At 41.2% G+C, this 25706-nt stretch carries 25 protein-coding genes and 1 tRNA gene; 8 read left to right on the top strand and 18 right to left on the bottom strand.

Annotated elements, in window-relative coordinates:
* Positions 1–23: 23 nt before the first annotated feature.
* From pxpB to AAEY87_RS09015, 13 genes are all read right to left on the bottom strand, one after another.
* Positions 24–677: a 5-oxoprolinase subunit PxpB gene (pxpB, locus tag AAEY87_RS09075; protein WP_068035261.1), complete on the bottom strand. Its 654-nt coding sequence runs from the start codon at positions 675–677 to the stop codon at positions 24–26.
* Between the two features lie 69 nt (positions 678–746).
* The gene (accC, locus tag AAEY87_RS09070) at positions 747–2093 is read right to left on the bottom strand and encodes an acetyl-CoA carboxylase biotin carboxylase subunit (protein ID WP_350656905.1); all 1347 of its coding nucleotides are present in this window, start codon (positions 2091–2093) and stop codon (positions 747–749) included.
* Positions 2094–2149: 56 nt separating this feature from the next.
* The gene (gene accB / locus AAEY87_RS09065) at positions 2150–2650 is read right to left on the bottom strand and encodes an acetyl-CoA carboxylase biotin carboxyl carrier protein (RefSeq protein ID WP_350656904.1); all 501 of its coding nucleotides are present in this window, start codon (positions 2648–2650) and stop codon (positions 2150–2152) included.
* Between the two features lie 226 nt (positions 2651–2876).
* Entirely contained in the window at positions 2877–4100 is a 1224-nt protein-coding gene (pobA, locus tag AAEY87_RS09060) for a 4-hydroxybenzoate 3-monooxygenase (RefSeq protein ID WP_350656902.1), read from the bottom strand.
* A gap of 79 nt (positions 4101–4179) precedes the next feature.
* A complete protein-coding gene (gene pcaG / locus AAEY87_RS09055; protein WP_350656901.1) occupies positions 4180–4803 on the bottom strand; it encodes a protocatechuate 3,4-dioxygenase subunit alpha in 624 nt (207 codons plus the stop codon).
* 3 nt (positions 4804–4806) lie between these two features.
* The gene (pcaH, locus tag AAEY87_RS09050) at positions 4807–5535 is read right to left on the bottom strand and encodes a protocatechuate 3,4-dioxygenase subunit beta (protein ID WP_350657006.1); all 729 of its coding nucleotides are present in this window, start codon (positions 5533–5535) and stop codon (positions 4807–4809) included.
* Between the two features lie 72 nt (positions 5536–5607).
* Positions 5608–6780, bottom strand: a complete 1173-nt coding sequence (pcaDC, locus tag AAEY87_RS09045) for a bifunctional 3-oxoadipate enol-lactonase/4-carboxymuconolactone decarboxylase PcaDC (protein ID WP_350656900.1) — start codon at positions 6778–6780, stop codon at positions 5608–5610.
* Between the two features lie 36 nt (positions 6781–6816).
* Positions 6817–7596, bottom strand: a complete 780-nt coding sequence (locus tag AAEY87_RS09040; protein ID WP_350656899.1) for a class II aldolase/adducin family protein — start codon at positions 7594–7596, stop codon at positions 6817–6819.
* A 26-nt stretch (positions 7597–7622) separates the two neighbouring features.
* Positions 7623–8543 carry a TauD/TfdA dioxygenase family protein gene (locus AAEY87_RS09035; protein ID WP_350656898.1) on the bottom strand — a complete coding sequence of 307 codons (921 nt, stop codon included), beginning with the start codon at positions 8541–8543 and terminating at the stop codon, positions 7623–7625.
* 312 nt (positions 8544–8855) lie between these two features.
* Positions 8856–9935, bottom strand: a complete 1080-nt coding sequence (locus AAEY87_RS09030) for a TRAP transporter substrate-binding protein (protein WP_350656896.1) — start codon at positions 9933–9935, stop codon at positions 8856–8858.
* A 96-nt stretch (positions 9936–10031) separates the two neighbouring features.
* Entirely contained in the window at positions 10032–11111 is a 1080-nt protein-coding gene (locus AAEY87_RS09025) for a TRAP transporter substrate-binding protein (protein ID WP_350656894.1), read from the bottom strand.
* Positions 11112–11244: 133 nt separating this feature from the next.
* Positions 11245–12327, bottom strand: a complete 1083-nt coding sequence (locus AAEY87_RS09020; protein ID WP_502945467.1) for a TRAP transporter substrate-binding protein — start codon at positions 12325–12327, stop codon at positions 11245–11247.
* Positions 12328–12448: 121 nt separating this feature from the next.
* Positions 12449–13837, bottom strand: a complete 1389-nt coding sequence (locus AAEY87_RS09015; RefSeq protein ID WP_350656892.1) for a lyase family protein — start codon at positions 13835–13837, stop codon at positions 12449–12451.
* Between the two features lie 34 nt (positions 13838–13871).
* Here AAEY87_RS09015 and AAEY87_RS09010 point away from each other — a divergent pair, with 34 nt between their 5' ends.
* Positions 13872–14660, top strand: coding sequence for an IclR family transcriptional regulator domain-containing protein (locus AAEY87_RS09010; RefSeq protein WP_350656891.1), 789 nt, complete (start codon positions 13872–13874; stop codon positions 14658–14660).
* Between the two features lie 594 nt (positions 14661–15254).
* On the top strand, positions 15255–16052 hold the full coding sequence (locus AAEY87_RS09005) for a DUF5020 family protein (RefSeq protein WP_350656889.1): 798 nt from the start codon (positions 15255–15257) through the stop codon (positions 16050–16052).
* Between the two features lie 121 nt (positions 16053–16173).
* Here the strand turns inward: AAEY87_RS09005 and AAEY87_RS09000 are convergent, their stop codons facing one another.
* Positions 16174–17844, bottom strand: a complete 1671-nt coding sequence (locus AAEY87_RS09000) for an alpha-keto acid decarboxylase family protein (protein ID WP_350656887.1) — start codon at positions 17842–17844, stop codon at positions 16174–16176.
* Positions 17845–18109: 265 nt separating this feature from the next.
* Between AAEY87_RS09000 and AAEY87_RS08995 the strand changes: the two genes are divergently transcribed.
* Positions 18110–18184 (top strand) — tRNA-Gly (locus AAEY87_RS08995).
* 477 nt (positions 18185–18661) lie between these two features.
* On the opposite strand, the gene AAEY87_RS08990 is transcribed toward AAEY87_RS08995, so the two are convergent.
* Positions 18662–18898: a helix-turn-helix domain-containing protein gene (locus AAEY87_RS08990; protein ID WP_350656886.1), complete on the bottom strand. Its 237-nt coding sequence runs from the start codon at positions 18896–18898 to the stop codon at positions 18662–18664.
* Between the two features lie 122 nt (positions 18899–19020).
* Between AAEY87_RS08990 and AAEY87_RS08985 the strand changes: the two genes are divergently transcribed.
* From AAEY87_RS08985 to AAEY87_RS08965, 5 genes are all read left to right on the top strand, one after another.
* Entirely contained in the window at positions 19021–19236 is a 216-nt protein-coding gene (locus AAEY87_RS08985; RefSeq protein WP_147222245.1) for a hypothetical protein, read from the top strand.
* 26 nt (positions 19237–19262) lie between these two features.
* The gene (locus AAEY87_RS08980; protein ID WP_350656885.1) at positions 19263–20504 is read left to right on the top strand and encodes an Arm DNA-binding domain-containing protein; all 1242 of its coding nucleotides are present in this window, start codon (positions 19263–19265) and stop codon (positions 20502–20504) included.
* A complete protein-coding gene (locus AAEY87_RS08975; protein ID WP_350656883.1) occupies positions 20504–20797 on the top strand; it encodes a hypothetical protein in 294 nt (97 codons plus the stop codon). The genes AAEY87_RS08980 and AAEY87_RS08975 overlap by 1 nt, the downstream gene beginning before the upstream one ends.
* 10 nt (positions 20798–20807) lie before the next feature.
* A complete protein-coding gene (locus AAEY87_RS08970; protein WP_350656882.1) occupies positions 20808–21119 on the top strand; it encodes a hypothetical protein in 312 nt (103 codons plus the stop codon).
* Between the two features lie 46 nt (positions 21120–21165).
* Positions 21166–22373 (top strand): IS3 family transposase gene (locus AAEY87_RS08965; RefSeq protein WP_502945466.1). Its coding sequence is split into 2 segments (ribosomal slippage): positions 21166–21505 and positions 21505–22373, totalling 1209 coding nucleotides; the frame shifts between segments, so codons are not numbered across the junction.
* A gap of 349 nt (positions 22374–22722) precedes the next feature.
* Here AAEY87_RS08965 and AAEY87_RS08960 read toward each other — a convergent pair.
* The 3 genes from AAEY87_RS08960 to AAEY87_RS08950 all read right to left on the bottom strand — a co-directional run bounded on the left by AAEY87_RS08960 (position 22723) and on the right by AAEY87_RS08950 (position 25405).
* The gene (locus tag AAEY87_RS08960; RefSeq protein WP_350656879.1) at positions 22723–23592 is read right to left on the bottom strand and encodes a hypothetical protein; all 870 of its coding nucleotides are present in this window, start codon (positions 23590–23592) and stop codon (positions 22723–22725) included.
* A 26-nt stretch (positions 23593–23618) separates the two neighbouring features.
* On the bottom strand, positions 23619–24197 hold the full coding sequence (locus tag AAEY87_RS08955; RefSeq protein WP_350656877.1) for a tetratricopeptide repeat protein: 579 nt from the start codon (positions 24195–24197) through the stop codon (positions 23619–23621).
* A 497-nt stretch (positions 24198–24694) separates the two neighbouring features.
* Entirely contained in the window at positions 24695–25405 is a 711-nt protein-coding gene (locus AAEY87_RS08950; protein WP_350656876.1) for a hypothetical protein, read from the bottom strand.
* Between the last annotated feature and the right edge of the window lie 301 nt (positions 25406–25706).

Here is a 25706-nt window from a genome sequence, read left to right as displayed (position 1 = left end):
CAGATACCTGATTTAAAGGTGTTTTATTCATAAATATCAATAGCTGTAAATTTCAGGGTATCGCCTGCGTTAAGCAAAGTAGGAGACGCTTTTGTTAAATCAAATAAAGGTATATCAGTTTGGCCTAACAGCTGCCAACCACCTGGGGATTCAAAGGGATAGACACCGGTTTGTTCACCACCGATGCCGACCGAACCTGCAGGCACTTTCGTTCTTGGGGTCGCATGTCTTGGAAAGTATAAGGATTCAGATAAGCCGCCAAGATAAGGAAATCCGGGCTGAAAACCAATGAAATAAACCGTATAAGTCGCCTCGGTGTGTAAATTAACAACCGTTTCAACAGAGAGACCCAATTCAGTGGCCAGTGTTTTTAAATCAGGGCCATATTTGCCGCCATAATGTACGGGGATTTCAACATGCTTACCGTTTATGGTTTTTGAAGGAATGTCATCAAGCAGAGCTGATAGGTTATCTTTAAGCGTTTCAAGCTCGACCCATGTTAAGGAGACGGTAAATACACTTAGGGTATTCATGCCGATGACGACTTCTAATACTTCTGGCATCTGCTGTATGCTATCGGCGAGCGCCCAGCACTGTTGCTGCTTCTCTAACGTTATAGGTTTAGGGAAAAACAAAGTTAGATTGGTCTCACTGCATAGCTGCCATTGTAATTCCATTACCACACGCTCCGTTATCTTTGTCTTTCATGTCGGCTTCAGATCTATTTTTAGATATTAAAACTTAACTTAGATATTCTCTTTTATCCATTCGGTCAGATAATGAATACTGACTTGACCCTGACAAAATGCTTCATCTTTAAACAGTCGCTCGTGAAGGCTAATATTGGTATCAATGCCTATAATTTGCGCTTCTGATAAGGCCGCTTGCATCTTCTTAATCGCCGTCTCCCTTGAATGATCATGCACGCATATTTTCGCTATCAAACTGTCATAAGAGGGTGGAACGGTATAGTTTGATTCGATATGGCTATCAACTCGAATACCGAGCCCTGCTGGCATATGACAGTAATCTATACGGCCAGCATTGGGCAAAAAGGTATCCGGATTTTCAGCATTAATACGGCACTCAAAAGCGTGTCCAGTGATAACAATATCACTTTGTTTATGCGCTAGCTCTAACCCTGCGGCTACTCGTATTTGTTCTTGAACGATGTCGACCCCAGTGACTATCTCGGTAATAGGATGCTCAACCTGAATACGAGTATTCATCTCGATAAAAAAGAACTCACCATTTTCATATAAAAACTCAAACGTGCCCGCCCCTCTATACTTCATTTGCTGGCAGGCAGTCGCGCAAGCTTGACCTATCCGCTGTCTTTGTTCATCAGTAATACCTGGTGCTGGCGCTTCCTCTATTACTTTTTGGTGGCGGCGCTGCATAGAGCAATCGCGCTCACCTAGATAGATAGCATTGCCGTGGGTATCAGACAGCACTTGGATTTCGATATGGCGCGGGGCTTGTAGATATTTTTCAAGATAAACGATAGCACTACCAAAATTGGCTTTAGCTTCTGTCTGCGTCATAGAAATAGCGGATAATAAATCAACCTCTTGTTCCACGACTCGCATACCGCGTCCACCGCCACCACTCGCAGCTTTGATAATGACAGGATAGCCAACATCACTTGCAATCTTGATTATCTGATCGCTATCTGCGGGCAAAGAACCTTCAGAGCCAGGTACACAAGGCACACTCGCGGCAATCATTTGCTTTTTGGCCGCGACCTTGTCTCCCATTTGTCTGATATTATCTGCGGTCGGCCCGATGAAAACGAGACCAGACTTTTCAATCAATTCCGCAAATTCTGCATTTTCGGACAAAAACCCATAGCCTGGGTGAATGGCGTCAGCGTTGGTCATTTTTGCCGCGGAGACAATCGCTCTTTGGTTAAGATAGCTGTGTGTCGCATTAGCAGGGCCAATACATATGCTCTCATCGGCTAAACGTACTGGTATCGAATCTTTATCCGAATCCGAATGGGCTATGACTGATTGTATACCCAACTGTTTACAAGCTCGAACAATGCGCAGGGCAATCTCGCCACGGTTAGCAATTAAGATTTTTGAGAACATGTCGGTTTTCCTAAGCTGGTCTTCATAGAAAATACAGTAAGTAAGATGAACCAATTTTAGCTGGCAGGTTCAATGACAAACAAGGGTTGTCCATATTCTACGACCTCACCTTCATCAACTAGTACGTCTTTGATAGTACAAGCAAAATCAGCTTTGACCTCGTGCATCATTTTCATAGCCTCAATAATACATAGCGTCTGTCCTCTGTCTACCTTATCCCCTACTTTAACAAACTCATCAGCAGTAGGCTCTGAGCGTCGATAGAAAGTCCCTAGCATAGGTGCTGTTACTCGATTTTGGGCGTCTTCATTTGCCTCTTTTTTATTGAGAACTGCATCGCTATCATCAACAGCGCTTATATTCGCTCGCTGTTTTGAGCCGGAGGTGCTAGCAAGATCGCGCTTGTTGTTATTGTTGTTATCACTGATACCCTCGTTGCCATCAGATCGGCATATTATAGAGATACGCGCGTCACCATCCGTTACTTCTAAGGAATTTATGTTAGAGCGTTCAGCTATCTTTATCAGCTTTTCGAGGTCAGGGAAATTAATATTCATATTATTATCTAGTCCATTAGAGTGAAAAGAACACCATTACTTTATTTGAATATATTGAATGATTACGTTTAACCGTAGCACAACTGCTGTACTCAATCGTAGCAGTTATGTTTTATAAGATCTTGAGAAAACATATGGGTTTTTAAATAACAAAAAGGCCTTTAATGCTATAATAAACATAGCATTAAAGGCCTTTTTGTTTTAATTATAATTCAGTATTTATCTACTATTCCAATGCCTCACATGGCAAGCCCACATAATTCTCCGCAATGGTCGTCTTGCCAGCTTCTGAGTTAATAAAGTAGTCAAACTCAGCCTGCTGTACACGGAAATCAAAACGGCCTGCACTTTGAAAGCGATGCAATAACATAGTCATCCACCATGAGAAACGCACTGCTTTCCAGACCCGTGCCAAGCATATCTCTTGATAGCGTGGAATCAGATCAGTACGCCCCTCTTCGTAGATTTTTACAAACAGACGGAACGCGGTTTCTACATCACTGGCAGCGAGGTTCAAGCCTTTCGCACCGGTCGGAGGTACGATGTGCGCGGCATCTCCCAACAGAAACACTTTGCCATATTGCATGGTTTCACATACATAAGAGCGCAATGGAGCAATACTCATCTCTAATGCTGGACCAGTAACTAAGCGCTCAGCCATTTCTGGTGGAATACGGCGCTTTAACTCATCCCAGAATTTTTCTTCATTCCAGTTCTCTATTTTATCCGTATCAGGTACTTGAATATAATAACGACTTCTGGTTGGGGAGCGCATTGAACACAGTGCAAAGCCGCGCTCATGGGCGCAATAAACCAATTCGTCATTGACTGGCGGCGTATCACTCATCAAACCCAACCAACCAAATGGATAAGTTTTTTCGTATTCCTCTAATTTATTAGCAGGAATAGATTTGCGTGAAACTCCGTGAAAGCCATCACACCCAGCAATATAATCACAATCTATACGAAATATTTCATCTTTATGCTGGTAAGTCACATAAGGGCTGTCTGATTCAATATCGTGTAGCTTGACGTTATCCGCTTGATACACTGTAATAGCGCCCGCTTTTTCACGTTCAGCCATCAAATCGCGAGTAACTTCTGTTTGGCCATACACAATCACATGTTTGCCACCGCTGTATTTTTCGAGGTCTAACTGATAATGCTCACCTTGAAAACTAAAGTCTGTGTGAGTATGAATTAAGCCCTCTTCATCCATACGCGTGCCAGCACCCGCTTCACGGATTAAGTCTGCCGTGCCTTGCTCTAATACACCAGCACGAATCCGGCCTAACACATACTCACCTGTCTGGCGTTCTAAAATAATATTGTCGATACCAGCTTTGGTTAATAACTGTCCGAGTAATAAGCCAGATGGACCTGCACCAATGATGGCAACTTGGGTTTTGGTCGTTACTTGTGCATTTGAAGTTGCCTGAGTCTTAGTCATGAAATCCCTCTCTATATTTAATAAAGTCCGTTTAGAGTTCTATGCCACCCCAATGTTAAGAGTCAAATTAAAAGTCAAATTAAAAGTCAAAAAAGACCGTTTCATCGTCACCTTGTAAGCGTATATCAAACCGATATCGCGGTTTTCCAGCACCTGCTTCTTTTACTGCTATCAATGTTTTACGGCGCACGGGTGACGGAACTTTATTTAAGACTGGGCAATTTTCATTGGCGTCCTGCTCATCATCAAAGTACGCTCTAGTTTGCAAATGAAGATTGATACCACGTGCAAAGATGGCAATATTGATATGAGGCGCCATTGATTTACCATCAAAATCTACTTGCCCAGGTTTAATCGTCTTAAAATAAAAGTCACCATCCATTGCGCAGGCACTACGACCAAAACCGCTAAAGGGTTTTTTATTATCAAAATCAGCAATATAGTTACCGAGACTATCGGCTTGCCAAACCTCAATTAAGGCGTCATGTACTAAATCGCCATTGCCGTCATATACAGAGCCAACCAGTTCGATGTGCTCACCTTCGGCATTTTCCTTAGCCAAATCCTGCCATATCTCATCTGATCGTGACTCAAAGCCAGCTATTTCTAGTGCTAACCCAATATGAACAAAAGGCCCTGCCGTTTGTGAGGCTGTTTCGCGTAATATACCTGTCTCGTCTTGTAATTTGTATTGGCTATACATGTTTTACTCCTCAAAATAGGTTTGTAATGCGCCGCGAACGACCACATCAAAACGATATGCTAAATAATCCATAGGTTTGCTCATAGACATATCTAAGCGTGCAATCATCGTTTCAACCGCTTCTGGATCTTTTAATACCTGTACGATTGGACACAATGGAACCAATGGATCACCTTCAAAGTACATCTGGGTGATTAAACGTGTTGAGATCGAGGGGCCCATGACTGAGACGTGAATATGCGCAGGACGCCACGTATTAATACCATTTGGCCAAGGATAAGGACCTGGGCGCACGGTGCGAAAACGATAACGACCATCAGCATCCGTCATACAGCGACCGACCCCACCGAAGTTTGGATCAAGAGGCGCAAGATAGCTATCTTTTTTATGACGATAACGGCCCCCAGCATTGGCTTGCCACATCTCAACTAGTGTATTGGGGACTGGTTTGCCAAACTGATCAATCACACGGCCATGCACCACAATGCGCTCACCAATAGGTAAACCTGCCTGCGAGCCTTCAGTGCGGAAGTTCATCAATAAATCATTATCATGTTGACCCATGTCTAAATTATTAAAGACAGGGCCACTGCGCTCTGAAGGGCTAGCATTTTGAATACTGACTAATGCTTGACGCGGTGAACGAGAAACTGAGGTTTTATAACCCGGTGTATATTGGGCAGGTTGCCACGCACGATCACGAGCGACAAAATAAGGATAATTTTGACTCATTTTGCTGGTGTTCTGATTCATTAGGAGTATCTCCATTTTTATAAAAGGCTTAGAACATTCAATACTTTAATATCAAGAAATTGCATCACCCCAGCCGTTCTCCTTGGCTAAAGAAAACGCATGATTGGCCGCTGGCACACCAGCATAGATAGACACATGCATCAGTACTTGACGCAGCTGAGCTTCATTAATACCCAAACGCTGCGCAGTGCGTAAATGCAATCCTAACTCCCCATCACGCCCCAGTGCTGCCAATATAGCAGTCGTAATCATACTGCGCTGCTGGAAAGTCAAACTGGGATCTCCCCATAGCTCGCCCCAAGCATTACGAGTAATAAACTGCTGGAACGGACTGTCTAATGTTGTCGCGTTTTTAGACGCTTTTTCAACATGCGCGTCACCAAGAATCCGCTTACGCTGTACAAGCCCTTGCTCATAGCTGATACCTGTTTGACCGACAGTCGCACGAGCAGCATTCGTTTGAATATAGTCCACCAACTGATTCGGTGTTTCAATCGATGGGACATGACCTACTCCCGCAAATACGGTCAAGTGTGCATCAGAAAAAGCTGACTGCAATGCTTCTAAAGTAGCAGGAGGTGTAGACACATCGTCCGATCCAGCAAGTAAGGCAACGTTTCTAGCATAGCTTGCTAGTTTGTCGCGGTTATCGACTTGTGCTAATGCTTCGCATAGCTTGGCATAGCTCTCATCATCGCTGCGTGACAATTGTACTTGCCAGCCTTGTAATGTCTCAGGGTTCTGTTTAACAAAATTCGGTGAAAACCAACGCTCCACAATGCCTTCAGCCATCTCAGCCAAGCCTAAATGACGGACATTTTCAGCGCGTTCTGCCCATGCTGCTTTGGTACCGATTACAGCTCCAGTATTGGTAAGCCACACTTGCTCTAAACGCTCAGGCGCTATCTGACATAAGCTTTGACCGATGACACCGCCAATCGACGTACCAATAAAATTAAAGCTCTCAATTTCTAGAGTATCGGCTAAGGCAAGTACATCGTGAGCCAGCATTTCTGCTAAGACACCATCTGCTGCGACCCCACTACTACCGTGCCCCGGTAAGTCCCAGCGGATACAACGATAATACCCATGTAATTGGTCACAGATCTTATCCCAAACGTCACGACTCATCCCTAGTGGATGCGCCATGAATAATGCTGGTAGATAAGCCTCACCACTATCTTGATAAGCAATAAGATGTACGTCGGTTGCAAAAAATGCCATGCTTGTTCTCCTGCGAGTGATACTTTCAAAGAGCGATTACTTATCCCAGTTTGGATCCAATCTATTCATTAAGCGATAGTAAGCGGGCCATTCAGGCAGTCTCACTGCAGCACCAGCTTGAGCATCACCACCTTCAAATTGCTCTCTTGTTTTTCTCATCGCATCATCACTTACTTTAATCAACTCTCCTCCTGACGCCATAGCCTTGAGCTGCACTTGACAGCCTTGGATGATTTGATACATCCTCATAAAAGCCCAAGATACGTCAGGGCCAGTCGTGATAACCCCATGATTGTTCAGCATTAAAGTATGATTGGTCGGTCCAAGTGAAGCTATCAATCGTTGCTGTTCGCTCTCATCTAATACAATACCTTCAAAATTATGATATCCAATTCGATCGTAGAACATAAACGCTTCTTGGTATAAAGGAATAAATCCGCACTTTAAAGCGCTGACCGCTTGGATATCAGTATTATGAGTATGCATGACGCAGTGTACATCTGGCCTACCCTTATGAAGAGCAGTATGAATCACATTGCCTGCTTGATTGATAGGATAAGGCGAGTCGTCGACCTTATTACCATCAAAGTCTATTTTTACTAAATTTGAAGGTTTTATTTCACTATATAAGAGTCCAAAAGCATTGATGAGTAAATGCTCGGTGCCGGGTATCCTATAGGAGATATGATTATAGACTTGAGTCGTCCAGCCGTAGTAATCAACCATTCTATAACACAGCGCCAAGTCGACTCGAGCTTGCCACTCAACGTCACTATAGCCTGGCGGGGTTACTGTAGATGCAAAAATATCTTCCATAATACAATCCTATTACTATAATTCTATTATACTGGTCTCTCGCCCATGACAATCGCACGATACATCTCACGTCTATAACCATCATAGTCGTTAAACGCTTGATGCAAGCAAATCCTGTTATCCCACATAATAACCGTGTTGTTTTCCCATCTTAATCGGCAAGTAAAAGACTCTTGAGTGGCAAAGCTCGATAAAAAATCAAGTAAAGGACGCGACTCATCTTCTGTCATGCCTTCTATACCGCAGGCATAAATCTTGTCGACATACAGTGACTTCTCACCTGAGACAGGATGGGTTCTGACCATTGGATGATAAAAGCCTTCTAGCATCTGCTGGGTATTCAAATCAAGCTCGATATTGCCGATAGCCCCTACTTTTCCTGATTCTTGAGATTGCTTTTCTGCTTGCATATTGGCAAGGACGTTTTTACCACTCATCCATACTTTTAGCGGCGCTATCATCTCCTGCATCGCTGGGCTTAAAGAGTTATAAGCCAATACAGCATTGGCGAACATCGTATCGCCACCATATGGCGGTATATCTACACCATAATTAATAGCAATAGAAGGTGGGCATTCTAAAAAAGCTGAATCCACGTGCCAGCCACTGCCAAACACGCTTTTGGTGGCGACACTCGCTTCTTTAATGAGTGGTTGAATATTTGGATGACCAGGAACTCCAGTCGTATAAGCATCCGTTCCGAACTCACCAAGCTGAAGGATTAAGTTTTCATGATCAGTAAAAGATATTTCCTGATCTCTAAAAAAAATCATTTTATGTCGATAGAGAGCATCTTCGATTTCAGCCATGACATCATCACTGACATTGCTTAAATCTACGCCTCTGATTTCTGCTCCCATAGCTGATGCTAAAGGATGAGCAGTAATATGCTGATAATCTTTTGCACTATTATCAAAAAGTCCTGTGGGGTGAACGCTATTAACCATTTTTAATCCCTTAAAAATTATTAAGATTGAGTTTTACTACATCAACTGAAAACGTTAATTTAATAAATTTACCAATTCTAAAATTAACATAGTTGATTCGCGATAAACAAATACAACGCTAATGAGAAAAATTTTGCGCAGCCTCTGTCTGCGTAGGCACAGCAAGCAAGGAAAATTTATGCCAGTTTCGCGTTATCAAATAACGTATCCAATTTATTTAGTATCGACTATATATCTTTAGAGCAGGTTTTTCTAAATGACCTACGCATTTGTAAAACGTATGCATTTGTAAAAACCTATTCTTTATAAAAACTACACTTTACAGGCAGCACTGGCGACTTTAACTTTTTCATAGACACTATCAGCATCTAAACCTAAAGCTCTAACGTCACTAAGATACTTCTGTGTACCCTCTGTCAAAGGGCCTTTCCAATCAGGATCGTTAAGTGGATCAGGTATATCGACCATCACATCTCCTTTTGCACGAGCCTCTTCCATAAACTTGGAGTCTTCTCTATCAGTCATCTCGCCTGCGATGTCGGCCATCACTCTACCTGAATTGTCGTCGATTATTTTCTTCAAATCATCAGACAAAGCTTCATACCTATCTTTATTCATCGTGACTAATAATGCTGAGTTGTAAAATGGGATATTAGTATGGGCATTGGTTAATTCTGTAATTCTAAAATCACCAGTAGGCTGCCAAGGGAAGCTTAGCCCATCAATCACTCCTCGCTGCAACGATGTATAAATATCAGGAGCAGGCAAGCCTACTGGAGAGCCGCCGGAAGCTTCAATAATATCCCCTGCAATTGCTGAAGGACGGCGTATACGCATCCCTTTCATATCTTCTGGCACGCGAATAACTTTATCAACGGTATGTAGAGCCGAAGGGCCTGCACCCATCAAAAACAATAGATGAGTATCTTCGTATTCGCTAGCAATAGTGCCATTATCATACAGAGTTTGTAGCATACAGCTCATTTGCACAGCTGAATTGGATAAGCCTGGTAATTCTGCGATTTGAGTTAATGGAAAACGTCCAGCAGTATATCCGTGAGCTTGTGCTCCGATATCAATAGTACCTTTAGCAGCAGAATCGTAAGTCACATCGGGCTTACTTAAGGTGGCTGAAGGATAAATCTCAACTTTTAGCAGACCATTTGACTCTGTCTCAAGCTTTTTAGCCCATGGCTCAAACACTTCAGTCTGCATGGCAGAAGTTGCCGGCCAAAAATGTGAGAATCGTAAAATCGTAGCATCCGCTGCTGAAGATTTCGTATTCGTAATTTGTTCAGGTTGCTCAGTTTGTCCAGACTGGGAACAAGCTGACATGCCCATTGCTACTGTTATTAATAATGGCAGAACACTCGCTTTAACTCTGATAGACATATTTATCTCTTCCTTGTAGATAAATTAAAAGTATGATTACTTAGCACTTATTATCTAATATGCACAGTTTACTCTGGTGCAACATCTATCTATAAGCTAAGATTTACAAGCAACGCCAGCTTCTTGGGCTTTTTTATAAACGCCTTGTGCATCTAATCCAAGCGCTTCCACATCATTAAGATATTTTTCAATTTCTGTCTTAAGTATACCGCTCCAAGCAGGGTCATTTAATGGGTCAGGAATCTCTATCATCGTATCGCCGCGAGCTTTGGACTCAGCTTTAACTCTAACATCTTCACTATCGAATAAACCGCCAGCAATCTTTGCCATATCCATACCTGAATTGTCATCGATGACTTTTTTGAGATCATCAGGCAAGCTCTCATACTTATCTTTATTCATGGTCACTAATAATGCTGAGCTGTATAAAGGCATGGTCGTATGCGTATTAGTCAATTCCGCTAACTTAAAGGCGCCTGCCGCATCCCAAGGCGTGCTCACTCCATCTATTACACCGCGTTGCAAGGAAGTATATTGATCAGATGCTGGCATACCAACAGGGGTACCTCCTGCCGCTTCGATAATATTAGCCGCTATCTCTAACGGGCGGCGAATACGCATGCCTTTGAGATCTTCTGGCTTGCTAATAGGCTTATCGATAGTATGAAAAACGCCAGGTCCTGAAGCCATCATAAATAGCGGATGGGTATCCTCATACTCACTTGCTATCACATCATCGTTATACAAGGTTTGTAGCATACAGCTTAATTGAGCACCTGAGCTTGAAAGACCGGGTAGCTGGGTAATCTCAGTCAATGGAAAACGGCCACTGATATAGCCCTGAACTTGCGCCCCTATATCAACAGTACCCTTAGCAGTCGAATCATAAGTGATATCAGGTTTACTTAGAGTGGCTGAGGGGTAAATCTCAACTTTAATTCTGCCGTCTGAGTCAGCTTCAATCTTTTTTGCCCAAGGCTCAAACACATCGGTATGCAAAGCTGCTGTAGATGGCCAAAAGTGTGAGAACCTTAGTGTCGTAACTTCCTGCGTCGTTACATCTTTTGCGGCTGAATTAGTATCGACATCCTGCTCAGATTGATTGGAGCAACCTGACATACTCAATGCCATTACTACAGATAAAGGGATGGCGCTTCTTTTAATTTTAATAAACATCTTTATCTCTTCCTTGTAGATAAATTAGAAATCATTACCATTAACTATATAATTAGCATAGTTCAAAATTGAAATCACAATATTTATAAATCACAAAACATATCATCTGTAAGAGGCAATGTTAGCGTACAAATTAAGACTGACAAGCCGCACTGGCTTCTTTTGCTTTTTGATAGACTGTTTGAGCATCCAATCCCAGCGCTTCAGTGTCTTTTAAGTACTTTTGCGTCCCTGCTTCTAACGGTGCTTTCCATGCAGGATCATTTAATGGATCAGGAATGTCTATCATAATGTCGCCTTTGGCTTTTGCCTCAGCCATAAATTTGGCGTCCTCACCGTCAAACACTTCACCGGCAATAGCAGCCATCGCCTTACCAGAATTGTCATCGATGATTTTTTTGAGATCATCAGGCAGGCTTTCATACTTGTCTTTATTCATAGTAACCATAATAGCGGAACTATAAAAAGGCATATTGGTATGGGTGTTTACAAGCTCGATAAGTTTAAATGAGCCAGTCGCATCCCATGGCAGACTTAAGCCGTCCAGTACACCGCGTTGCAGCGAAGTATAAAGATCAGGAGCCGGTAGGCCGACAGGCGTTCCCCCTGCCGCTTCGATAATGTCACCAGCGATGGCAGAAGGACGACGAATACGTAAACCTTTCAAATCCTCTGGTTTACGAATAGGCTTATCAATAGTATGAATGCCTCCAGGACCGGTACCCATCATAAATAGCAAATGCGTATCTTCATATTCGCTCGAAATTACCCCATCATCATACAATGTCTGTAGCATGCAATTCATTTGAGTGGCTGAATTGGAGAGACCGGGAAGCTCTGTGATTTGAGTTAATGGGAAGCGGCCGTTGGTATAACCTTGAAGTTGAGATCCGATATCGACAGTGCCTTTAGCAGCTGCGTCATAGGCAGCATCGGCCTTGGTGAGTGTTGCAGAAGGAAAGATTTCAACTTTCAATCGCCCATTTGACTCTTCTTCAACCTTTTTTGCCCAAGGCTCAAAAACATCGGTATGCGTCGCTGAAGTCGCTGGCCAAAAATGCGCGAAACGTAATGTCGTCGTCTCTTTAGAACTTGCAGCATCGCCGTTAGCCGCATCATTAGCGGTATCGTTCGATTGTGAGCAGCCAGTAAAACCAATTAAGGCTGCCAATGCCATACTAAACGCCATACTAGTAGGGAGGGTTTTCTTCATCATAAATTCCTTTTTTTGATGGTCAAAAATAATCCTAATAAAATCTTTATAATTTGTTCTATATAAGAATTCTTGTTCGTATAGTGAATTAACGTAACCCTTTTCTAGGCTTCTGTCAATCTGGTTATCTGTTTATGCTTAATGAATTTGAAATCGTTGCTTTAATTGCTTGTAGCGTCAGTTGACATTGTCTATCTGCTGCACCGCAATAAGTCAAAGGAGATAGAAGTATTGCAAGCTCATTTGAGTCATTATCGCTATCATCTACCAATAACTCTGTTGTGAACTCAAACTCTGTTGTTATCTCAAAGAAAGTTTGCACAAAGCCTTTATGCTCTCTATGTGCTTGCTGGCTAGCTTGTTCTATTAAAGGATAGATTCGCTCTTGACGGTCTAGAAAATGACGTTTTAAAGGTTCAACGAGATACGCATCACTATTTAAATCAAGATTGGCCGCCATGCGCTCGGGATACACTTGCAACCCTTGTAATAAAGTCTTTAGATAATCTGCGGCACCAGCGACCAAAGCGACGCCTTCCATTAAAGGCATCCAGCTCGCATGCCACTGGCCCAACGCACGCTCAAAAGGCTGAGCGGTTGTGTTGCTAATCACACTTAGATGCCCGTGCATTCTTAACGTAGCGGTCTTAATTAAAGCACACAACACAGGGTTACGTTTATGCGGCATCGATGATGAGCCGCCCATGCCTTCAATAGTAGGTTCAGCCAACTCACCTAATTCAGACTGACACATCAAGGCTATATCTTCAACGATATTTTCCATAGCGCCGGCACAAGCATCCAGTCCAGAAGCGAGCGCATGAATAGGTTGCCTATTCGTATGCCAAGGCAGCAATGGCAACGATAGTCCGAGTGATGTCGCCACCTGCTGAGGCAACTCATGACGTTCATTCTCTTCATTACTAACCCCAACAGGACCACCCCATTGTAAATAAAAGCCAGAATGCTCTAATTGCTTTAAATTTTGCATAGCAGCGATTAGCGATGCAGCCCATTGCGAAGCCTTTACTCCAAAAGTAATCGGTAAAGCTTGTTGCAACAATGTTCTACCTGCCACTGGTGTCGCACGATTATTCTCAATTAATATAGCGCAAGATTGAAGCACATCCAGCAAGTCATTATTGATACGTTTTAGCGCTGGCTTGAGCATCATCATCATCGCTGTATCAATGACATCCTGACTGGTGACGGTCTGATGAAAATACGGTTTTATTTCTTGAGGTAATAAAGCTTTGGCTTGTGCTATGAAAGGAATAGCCGCGTTGCCGCCAAGGTAGGTTTGCGTCCCAATCTTATCAATATCAAACAAATCTATCGCTAACGCTTCTTTAGTTTGCTGTAGAATGCCTGCAGGAATAAGGCTATGATGCTCTCTGACCTCTATAATGGCCAGTTCAAAATCCAACATTGCCTGCACAAACAAACGATCAGAAAAGTTCTTTGCAATATCAGAATGGATAAAAGGCTGATTGATTAATTGAGTAATTTTCATTTAAAATCTCTAATTTTGGTAATCATTGAATAGCATGTATAAAGAACAAGATGAGAAAATACCTTTTGATAGTCCAGATTTCGTTGCATCGCTTGCGGCAGGAATGAGCGTATTACTGACTTTTGATGAAAACCACTCTAGTATGACGTTGAGCGAAGTAGCCGAGCGCGCCAAGATAGATAGAGCAAAGGCTAGACGTTATTTATTAACCTTGCATGCCCTCGGTTACGTTCATAAAAGTAAGCGTCAGTTTAGTTTGACCCCGAAAACGCTAAGCCTTGGCGCCAGTTATTTAAGTGGCGTCCACCATCACGATATTATTCAGTTTTATTTAGAACGCGTCACTGAAAAAACAGGTGAATCTTGCTCGTTTGCAGTATTAGATGATGATGAAGTGGTATATATCGCCCGCTCTGCGGCTGAACATCGCTTGATGTCTATTACCTTAGCGATTGGCACGAGACTACCTGCAGCTTATACCTCTATGGGTCGTGCGATTCTTGCCAGCCTTCCTGATGAACAGCTTAAAGATTATATTAATAACGTTGAACTATGCGCTCATACGCCATACAGTATTACTGATCGTAATCAGCTTAGTCAGGCGCTCAAAGAAGCTAAAGATCAGCAGTACGTCGTTGTAAATCAAGAGTTGGATACAGGCCTTCTATCGCTAGCACTGCCAGTCTATAAAGCAAATAATGAACTTATTGGCGCTATTAATATTAGTACCAATGCACTTCGTATCTCTCATGACGTCTTAACCGAACAGTTTTTACCAATACTACGTGATTGTGCTGCAAAAATCCAAACCTACTATATTTAGATGCGAGATTTAATTGTAGTATCTAATTTAAAGACGATAAGAACTGACGACAAGAACTATTAAAGCTTATTATTGGTATATAACCAGTTGATTCTAGAATAAGCCTAGCTACTATGTATGTGTAAATGAAATATAGTCGATAGTAAAATTGCACTCTTTAAGGCATAAAAGGCTTACATTAAATTGTAAGCCTTTTTTTATATCCAACTTTTAGTAGTCAGTTTTCAAAATAACTTAGAACAGACACAGAGTTCTTCACGTTTCGAACATTACAAATTATTGTTATACCACAAATCATGGTCAGATATATAAGCCCTGCAATAAAAAAGAGTCAGCCACCATTCCCACAGTAAGATGGCATTCATAAATACTTAACATCTTTAAAACTCTCTCGTTAATTCCTGAGTAATTAATACTACTTATTTTAATTTCTTTATAGTAATATAAATCCTGACCAAATGGTCAACTATGTTAAAAATTGTCTTTCCTTAGAGATAACAGCGCGTTTGGACAGGATGTTAAAACCGGACTTTGCATGGTCCTATAATTGCGCTTTTAAGGGAAATTAACGACTGTACTTAAGGGAGTAATACTGTGCGTTTAAACTTAATAGCAACAACTCATATCCATTCAGCTAAAAACAGGCTCTACTATCTAAAACCATTGTTTATAGCAGCAGCTACTATCGGTGCTTTAGGCAGTCTAACCTCTGCTCAAGCTAAGACTTTTTTTACTGATACGAGCGTTTCTGTACTTTACGGTACTGATTATGAACTAGCAGAAGATGGAGAGCTGACGACAGTTACCTTAGAGCATGCGTCCGCTCATAGTTGGGGTGGCATATTCTTCTTCGTTGATCGTTTGCAAGGCGTCAGTAATGCTGAAGGTAGTCGAGCCAAAGATATCTATGGCGAGCTGTCTCCAAAGTTCAAGATTTCAGACTACAATAATGGCTTTATTAAGCAGGTAAACTTAGCTGGTACTTATGAGTTCGGCTCGAATAGTAGCGGTTTTGAGCAAGATAACTTCTTAGTAGGTATTGGTGCTGATTTAAATATACCTATTGATGGTATGAAGTATGCTTCAGCTACTTTATATCATGCTTTTAACGATGACACTTTCAGTGACGCTGATGATCAACAAATTACTTTGACTTATGGTTGGGAGAAAAATAACTTCGTCGTTGACGGCTATGTTGATTATTCTTTTAATAACGATGATAAGGCAAATCAGTTGCATATTAACCCGCAGATTAAGTACAACTTGCAAGAATTGCTTGGTATTGATAACCGCATCGAAGTCGGTATGGAATACAGCTATTGGAAAAACAAGTTTGGTGTTGATGGAGTGAATCAGAGCGTTCCAAGCGCGCTAGTAAAAGTTCATTTTTAAATAATTTTTATGACATATAGAGACTGGTTAACTATAAAAAAGCCCTATTCAACATTAATAGGTTGAATAGGGCTTTTCTGTAGCTTGGGATTTTATAATTTCCTATTTAATTACTCTAAACTTAATCTGCCTTTGGCTTAAGCGCCGCGCTGATATCTGCTAACAAAGGCGGAATATCATGCTTGTCAGTCATCACTTCTAAAAACACCATTTTATCTGTCGTTGCTGCGGCTGTCTTGAGAGCAGATTTTAATTCTCCCATCGTTTCTGCTTTGAGTACCAAGCTATTATGCTTATCAGCACCAAAAGCCTGCGGCATTAAGTGCCAGTTGCACTTAGGAATATCATTGTAGCGTTGATTTTCACCATGAATTGCGCGCTCAACGGTATAGCCGTCATTGTTAACCAACACAATAACTGGATTGATACGCTCTTGGATCATCACTGCTATTTCTTGAATGGTCAATAATGCTGAGCCATCACCAATGAGTAAGACACTACGCTTATCAGGCGATGCAATGGCAGCACCTAAACTTGCTGGCAAGGTATAGCCGATTGAACCCCACATTGGCTGACCGTAGCAGGTCACGCCCTCTGGCAGACGCACATCACTGATACCAAAGTAAGCGGTTCCTTGGTCAGCAAACACCAGATTATTATGGTCTAAATGATCTGCGATGACATGCCACAAGTCATCTTGACGGATAGCTTCTTCATCAGTGCCATGTTGCTCATGCGGCTTGACCTCTTTACAAAAAGGCTTAGGTACAATATTGATACCCGAAGTCATTACTTCATGCAACGCCTTCAAGGCATCTTCTAATGCGATAGGAGCAAAATTCTTACCGCTAATAGTCGCACGCTCATAATGCAAGTCAACAACGACTTTTTCATCGATATCTTGGCTGAATCCTGCAGTCGTCGTATCGGTATACTGCACTCCAATTTTAATTAGGCATTCACAGTTTTCTACTGCATCCTTCACTACTGGACGTGATGCCACGCCAGCATACGTACCTGCCCAGCGCTCGCTTTGCTCATCCAATAGGGTTTTGCCCCATGACAGCGTCGTATAAGGAATCTCAGTATCAGCGATTAGGGCTTTGAGCTGGTCTTGTAGTCCCAAACGATGCACCATCAAATCTGCCATTAAAGTAGTCGTCTTATTCGGTAAAAACTCTATCAGCGCTTTCTTAAAATCGACCAATGCTGCTTGGCTGGTTATATTCTCTGCACTATCGACAAGTTTAGTAGAAGGCGGATAAATGGGCTGACGTGCGACATCTGGCGATAACAACAAGTAGCCTGGGCGATGTTTTTTGAGGGTCACACGAATGACTCTATCAATCTCGGAAGCAGCATTTTCAGCGGTAAGCTGCGCACGTGCTACCGTTACTGGCTCTACCATCTTAATAAAGTGGTTAAACACGCCATCACCAAGCGTATGGTGGATGCGGCGTTTGGAATCTTGCAGAGCGGTACTAGGCGCGCCGACGACATGCAATACAGGCGCATACTCAGCATAGGAGCCTGCGGTGGCATTGATTGCCGACAGCTCCCCTACACCGAAAGTCGTCACCATCGCTGCAAACCCACGCTCACGTGCATAACCGTCGGCTGCGTAGCCTGCATTGAGCTCGTTAGTATTGCCTACCCAACGCAATTTATCAGAATCGATAATATTGTCTAAAAAGGTTAAATTAAAATCACCTGGTACGCCAAATATCTCGGTCGCCCCTGCTTCAGCAATGCGATCAAACAAATAGTCAGCGATGGTGTATTGTTGGCTCATAGCTCTTATCCTTAAGAATTATCTGTGTAAGTCATAATGGTTATTCAAATGGTTGGAGATAATTATAAAGTTGTATATCTAGCTTATTTATAAAACATAAAGCTTTTGGAATACATATTATAAAAATCTGTTATATCATACATTCATAGCATGATGACATGCCTATTTTGCTAAATTTTGATTTTTTTGATTATGGTTATTGACAGACCAAAAAAACTGCGTATAATACGCCTTCATCATCTGATGTTACTTAAACGATGATTCAGCGGGAATAGCTCAGTGGTAGAGCATAACCTTGCCAAGGTTGGGGTCGAGAGTTCGAATCTCTTTTCCCGCTCCAAATACTTAAAAAGCCTCACTTAACAGTGAGGCTTTTTTTTGTCCAATTTTCAGGGTTTGTAGAAGATTTATCTAAATATATTTTTGAATATAGTTAAGTCTAACTACTCAAACAAAAAGCCCGTTTTCATGGCGGTGCCCATGTGGTGCCCAAACTGTGCCCTGCCCTAAAACCTCACATACATAATTGACCACAACCTAGCTATTTTTCGCTAAAAAACCATCATGACACCTAACCTAGTAAATTTGGCACTATGATGATTTTTGAACCCAACCTCAATTCAGCAAAAAACGAGTTTTTTAGATGCCTAGTTTTTTGGAAATACGTTTCAAGCCTATAGTATTTAATATTGATCTTCACTTAAAAAGCGATGACTACAACCTAATAATAGAAAATTATTAAACCTCGTAAGTACCTTTTAGCTCTAATAGACCTTTAGCTAGAAATTCCCTATCAAAGGTTATTACGATAGTTAATCTACTCCTCTTCTGAAGAGCTATCTTCATTAAGTTCATCTGGAACATACTTCAAAATATCCCCTGGCGTAACTTCTAATACATTACATAACTTACTCAAGGTATCGAACTCAATCCTAGTTGTATCATCATTATAGATTCTATGCAGCGTCGATTTACTTATATCTGTCATTCTCACTAAATCTGCTACACGCAACCTTCTTTCTGCTAAAAGAACAGGTAAGTTACATGAAATCACAATAAATTCCTTATTGGTAAGTAAAAAGTACTTGCCAATGACTACTTTTCTGTTAATATAGTACTCGTTGGCAACAACAAAGTGTTTACTAAAAACTATTTAATACTGACTGAGGAACTATTATGTCACAGACTTATCTTACTACTCAAGAACTAGCCGATCGTATCAAATACGACGCACGCACTATTCGCAATCAAATGAAAGACACTGTCCTGATTGAGAATATCCACTACATACGCCCGTTTGGTGGTCGCAAGATCCTATATGTATGGGAACGTATCGAAGAAGATATGTGTAAACCAGTTATGAGTGCTATCAACGGTATGGCTTTACAGTAAACTTTACATAAACAAGGAGCTAAACAATGGCCTCAATAAGATCGAGACGTGGCAAGCTGTTCGTAGATTTTCGATATATGAATATGCGTTGCCGTGAGACGACTAATCTCACAGACACTCCAGCCAATCAAAAGAAGCTGGCTAAGATTATCGAAAAAATGGAAGCAGAAATAACTTTAGGCATTTTTGATTATGCCGCTTACTTTCCAAAGAGCGAACGGGCACAGGAAATGACAGCACTGGCTGATAGAGCGGAAGCTTGTATCAGTCGCAATCCTACCTTTAGGCAGTTTGTCGATATTTGGTATGAGGAGAAGAAAATTGAATGGCGGCCGAGCTATCGACAAAAGACACAGATTATTTTGAATAAGTATTTATTACCTGAGTTTGGTGGTAAAGCGGTACATGCGATAAAAAAACCAGACTTGCTGACCTTCCGTAGCTCCCTCGCCAAAGTTCGTTACGGTAAAGATGGTCAGTCAAGTCTGTCAGTAGCACGGATCAACCAGATCATGATACTTCTTCGTATGATACTAGAAGAAGCATCAGATCGCCATGAGTTTGAGATGCCTTATAAAAATATTAAGAATCTCAAGCAGGCTCGTCCTGATGTAAATCCGTTTACATTGAGCGAGGTATGGCTGATTTTAAAGCATGTACGCGCTGACTATAAGCCCTACTACACTATTCGCTTCTTTACAGGGATGCGTACCAGTGAAATAGATGGGCTGAAGTGGGACTGCATTAACTTTGATCGTCGTGAGATCAGTATCAGAGGGGCACTAGTAAATGGTGAGATGGGTCCAACGAAGACATTAGGCTCACAACGCGATATTGCGATGTCACAGTTAGTCTACGATGCACTGCAAGAGCAGAAGGCACGCACCTACGGTAAATCAGAGTTCGTATTCTGCAACTCACAGGGCAATCCGATGGAGTACCGCAATGTGAATAGACGGGTATGGAAACCCATGCTTGCCCTACTCGGTCTTAAACACAGACGTGCTTATCAGACTCGGCACACAGCAGCGACGCTTTGGCTAGCTGCTGGGGAGAATCCTGAGTGGATAGCACGGCAGATGGGTCACAGCAGTACGGAGATGCTGTTTCGGGTGTATAGCCGCTATGTGCCTGATATTACCCGTCAAGATGGTTCAGCAATGGATAACTTGCTACTAGCGAGCAAGGAGAAGCTAACCAGCGCATCAAATAGCTCTGAGACTAAAGAAGTCATTACAAGTGCACAAACTGACAAGGAGACGTCATAATGAAAATTATCAATTATGAGGAGCTGTTTGGTGAGTTTAAACCTGACGGTGCGATTAGTGAGGATGCCAACCTTATTGCTAATTCATTGATGCGCGAGCTGTATATTTCATCTGGTCATAACCTAGCACGCTTCTTGGGAGTGAAGCGCTGCTTTGGTAATGATATGGCAATGCGTGTGTGGGTACAGAAGCGCTTAAATGCTCAGAATGGGTACTTTTTGGAAGATATGAGCAGCAGGCTTCAGAGCGAGCTTTATGAGCTACTACCGCAGTCTGATTATGGCGGCTACTAAGGAGAATATGATGAGCGTAAAACTTCAGCCTAATATGATGCAGAACGCATACGATATCAAAATATGCGAGGATTACTGGGCATACGATAATAAAAGCGGCTTTGTTGAGCACGTGAAGGTAATTTGCGAGAAGTATGAGGTTAGCCCTCAAGTACTGTTTGGGACAGTAGCTCAGTGTTATGCCTACTTGGATGATGTTGTATGTGATTACTGCGGCTATACTTGTCCAATTGAAGTACCTGCTGATATTCCTTATATGCGCGAAAAAGAGAGTTGGTGCTGTGAGGTATGTGAGCATTCTTTGTGGCGCACAGGTAAATAAAAGAGTGTTCCGTCCTAAAATAAGTTTACGAAAAAGGAGCTTATTCATGGACAAGTTAGCAGTAGCAAAGGTTAAACGCACTCAAAAAGATTATACTTTAGGCTTTAAATTAGCCGTTGTTGACAGTATAGAAAAAGGCGACCTGACCTACAAACAAGCACAAGCAACTTATGGCATACAAGGACGCAGTACCGTATTGGTATGGCTGCGTAAGCATGGTAAATTAGACTGGACACAGCCACCTAAGAATCAGACTATGCCGCATAAAGAAACCCCGGCCCAAACCATCAAACGTCTAGAGCGTGAGCTGGCTGATGCCAAAGCGCACAATCTTATTTTAAGTAAAGTAGTCGAAGTCTTTGAAAATGACTATGGAGCAAATACTAGAAAAAAGTCTTCTACGGCATCCTCTGGCAACTCAAAACAGACAAACAAATAAGTTTAGCTCAAGGATGCCGGTTGCTTGGTGTTAGCCCGCAAGCGGTTTATCAACATCGTATCCGGGTACATGACAAAGCAAGCAGGTTTGCTGTCATCAAAGACTGGGTACAAGCGTATCGAATGCTGATGCCTCGCATAGGAGGTCGGAAGTTATATTGGCTCATTAAACCGAAACTGATTGCTCATGGTATCAATATTGGCCGTGATGGCTTCTTTGATTATCTAAGAGCACACGGGCTACTGGTTCAGCCCAAACGTAGCTATACAAAGACGACCTTTAGCAAGCATTGGATGAAAAAGCATCCTAATTTAACGAAAGATGCCTCTGCACCTATCAGGCCTGAACAAACCTTGGTCGCTGATATTAATTATGTTACCTCCAAGCAAGGAACGCACTATCTATCGTTAGTAACGGATGCGTATTCAAGACAGATTATGGGCTATCATTTAAGTGAGAGTATGCCAGCAAGTGAGGTTGTAAAAGCGCTTAAGATGGCAGCTCAAAGGCGGCGTTATACTCATAAAGCCATTCATCACTCTGATAGAGATTTACAGTACTGTGCATCAGAGTATCAAGAGGTGCTTAGAGCAAATAACATCTCACCGTCTATGACCGATGGCTATGATTGTTATCAGAATGCGTTGGCTGAGCGCGTTAATGGTATTTTAAAGAATGAGTTCTTGTTGTATGAGTGCAATACGATGAGTGAGCTTAAACAGCTGATCGATGAGTCTGTTTATGTCTATAACCATATCAGACCGCATTTAAGTTTGAATATGAGAACACCTGCTGAGGTTCATGACAGTTATTAATGTCCTGCTTAATGTGAAAAAGCCAGATACTCAGGGTATCTGGCTTAGCAAAAAAACTATTAATCTATTTTAGGACGGGACAATTAATTATTAGAGCATTATATCACTACTTACTTTGGTTTCTAACCTAACTTATATGCCCTACTTCATCAGCTGAAAATCTCTGATGTTATCAAAGCTGTTCATGCTGATAATCAGCAGTTACACAATTTTTAAGGAAGGCTCAACGTGACTTATTAAATCAGATGCCTTTGAAGCAGGAACGTTGGGAAAGATAGTCTTTTAATAAGTAAAAGTGAACTGTAGATACTCCATCCTAATACCTCACTATATAATTCATTCCAACTTTCTACTTAAACTCTTCCTCTAAAGGGTCGAACTTTTTAATAACAGTATGATTAACAGGTCTAAGACGTCTAGGGTCACCGTTAATTGGCTTATTTCCCTTAAAGCGCAATTTGATGGGATAGTATTTAGAGTTATCAGAAATTACCTCATAAGTCGATTTATACATAAAATCTAAAGGTGAGTCTTTTCCATAATCGTTATACCCACCAGCGTCTCCCACATAGTGAAATCTAATATAGTCGTCTTCAGGTAAATAAAGCGCAGTCCAGTTCTCATATGAACTACCATATATAAAACCACTGGTCTTATACAGGCTACCTATCAAACCTTCACCTAAAGGTTGTAATCCTGCTTGGAACTTGTCCACGTCAAACCTGGCCCTGCCATAACTACTTGCGATATTAGACTCTGGCAATGTTTTGCTAACCAGCTGATAGCGTCCATCAGGTAAGCGTTTAAAGCTATAAAAATCTGCTGTCACATTACAGGCATGGCAATCACTCAGTGCTCCATATTCAGCATCAACCTTGACCTTCTCTATCATGACTAAATAGCGAGTATCGCCATTAAGGTTTGAATAGGAAATAACAGGGTGCATTAACGCAACTGTTTTCTCACCATCTACTTCTGGACCTATACCAGCATGAGGTAAAGACTTCATATCCTCATCATTGACGCTAATACTCTTCATCTGGCTATTGTAGAAGGCTTTGATCATCATGTTAAAACTTAAGTCGTCAATCGTGACCTGCTCAATGCTGTTGATCGTAGACGCTGGCTTCTCGAGTACCTCAGGGTTAGCTATACTACAACCAACAGCTAACGGTATACAGCTTAAAGCCAGTGCGGCGCTCATAAGTAGTTTCTTCATGATAAGTCCATTAAATACGGGTTAAATCACCAATCAAGTTCTGCTTTAGACTCACAGCCTATCAGCATCCCACTATTACAGGTTTTTTCAAACCACTCTTTAAGTTCTTTGTTATTCCAAGTGTTTACTTCATCTTCGCCATATATTACTGCAAGGTTGTAATAAGCACCAAATTCACCTTGTTTAGCAGCTTTTGTGTACCACTCAACTCCCTTTGGGATGTTCTCGTATGCTCCGCCGACACTGGAATATATGAACCCCAAGTTAAATTGAGCATGAGAGTTTCCTTGCTCAGCTGATTTCTTATACCACTCAATTGCCTTTTCATAATTCTGATCTACTATATCCCCTTCCTCATACATAACCCCAAGATCAAGTTGGGCAATAGCATCTCCTTGTTTAGCTGCTTTTTTAGTTGCTTCGAGCAATTTGCAATCCTCTATATAAAATACCATCTCTGGACCATACTCAGCAGTCTTACACTCTTGATTATCTAAATACTCTCTTTCATCTAGTCCCGCCGCCATAGCTGATACAGGTAATACAGCTGATAACAATAAAGCACATACTAACTTGAATCCCAACAACTTATTTGCCAGTTCCATATCAAACTTCCTCCATAGAATATTTTTATACCACAAACCTATAGAACACATAAAACATGCAATCAATAATCTATACCTTAACATTCAAACTAAAGTGAAAAATTTTATTTCACATACTTCATTGCTCAAAATAATAATAGAAGTTTTCGCACTACTCTTAAAAGTAACATGAAACTGACATACTCAGGAGTATTAGAGCTTACTTTAACAATTTTATATTAGCTGATGTTTAGTGAGTCCTAAATAAAAAGAGTGCAGCTTTTACAACGTGCTACTGGTATAAACTTTCTTTGCTTGCTGTGCAACTGCGTTACTCCAGAGGCTGCATAAAATTCATCCCAGTAGCACTGTATTTATTTTATAGGGGATAGACTATATCAGCTCCTTTATCGAAAGACTTTCAAGATATCTTCAACAGCAGAAGCTTCATACTTATCGAAAACATCTGTTATTACGCAACTATTATCATTACACTGTAACGAGTAGTCCTTGAACCCCTATTTCTTTTTGTTTTCAGCTACCACCCTAATATGGCCATGATTAAGCGTTACAAACATAAAATCATCACCCTCAAGCAAATATAATCTTTGTTCTGCCTGCTGACATTTATTTATATCACTACTATCACTGGGGTTTTGTGCTATAAATATTGCATTTTTCAGGTTATTATCAGCGTGATTATATAGAGCTCTAGAGTCGTAGCTACCAGCATTACCGTTATTGACCAATCTAGTAAATACTTCTGAATATAAACTTTTAACCGTTTCAACTCCTGGTTGAACTGTAAACTCAATAACATAAGGCAACTCTTTCACAGATTCAGAGCCTCTTACAAAATCATTACTTAATTCCAAGTTACTGCTGTCTTCGATATGTCTAAAGTTCTTCGTTTCAATATACCGATCTGACATATCCATAATTTTGAGAAGGCTACAACTAACATCATCTTTATAATCCATACATGCTTTATGGAACCATGATTTTACCTGCTCACGATACTTGGTAGCTTCACCTATACCCATAGCTTTAAATTTATTATTAGCTACAAGCGTATTAATAGGCTCATCATAATTTAATGGTATTCGTTCTTCTGAAGCTTGATGTTTCATGGCTAAACTGTAATTTTTAAAAGCTTTTTCTAAGTCTCTCTTAAATAATTTAGGTTTAAAATACCCCTCTCCTTCCATAACGTAATAGCGTGGAGTCATATAATCAACTATAGGCAATATTAATATCGGCAAGTGCTGTTGTTGTAACGCTATAAGAAAGGGCTAGTGCTATAGCTATCGATTGAGCTTTAAATTTTTTGCTAAAACTGCATCCATTCATAATAATATCCTTAAATATAACGTTCAATATCTTATCTACTCTAATCTCGTCTCACTATATTTTAGTATCGTTTTATAACCCTACTACAAAGCTAATTTCGTTATATAGCCAAACCCATTTAAAAGTGTTATAAACTAATTATTAAACCTAATTGTTATCATAAAGACCATGACTTACTCA

The organism is Psychrobacter sp. S1-30-MNA-CIBAN-0213 (assembly GCF_040309845.1).
GTDB lineage: Bacteria > Pseudomonadota > Gammaproteobacteria > Pseudomonadales > Moraxellaceae > Psychrobacter.
Note: the sequence above shows the minus strand (reverse complement) of the source record. Positions and strands in the feature narration are given on the sequence as shown.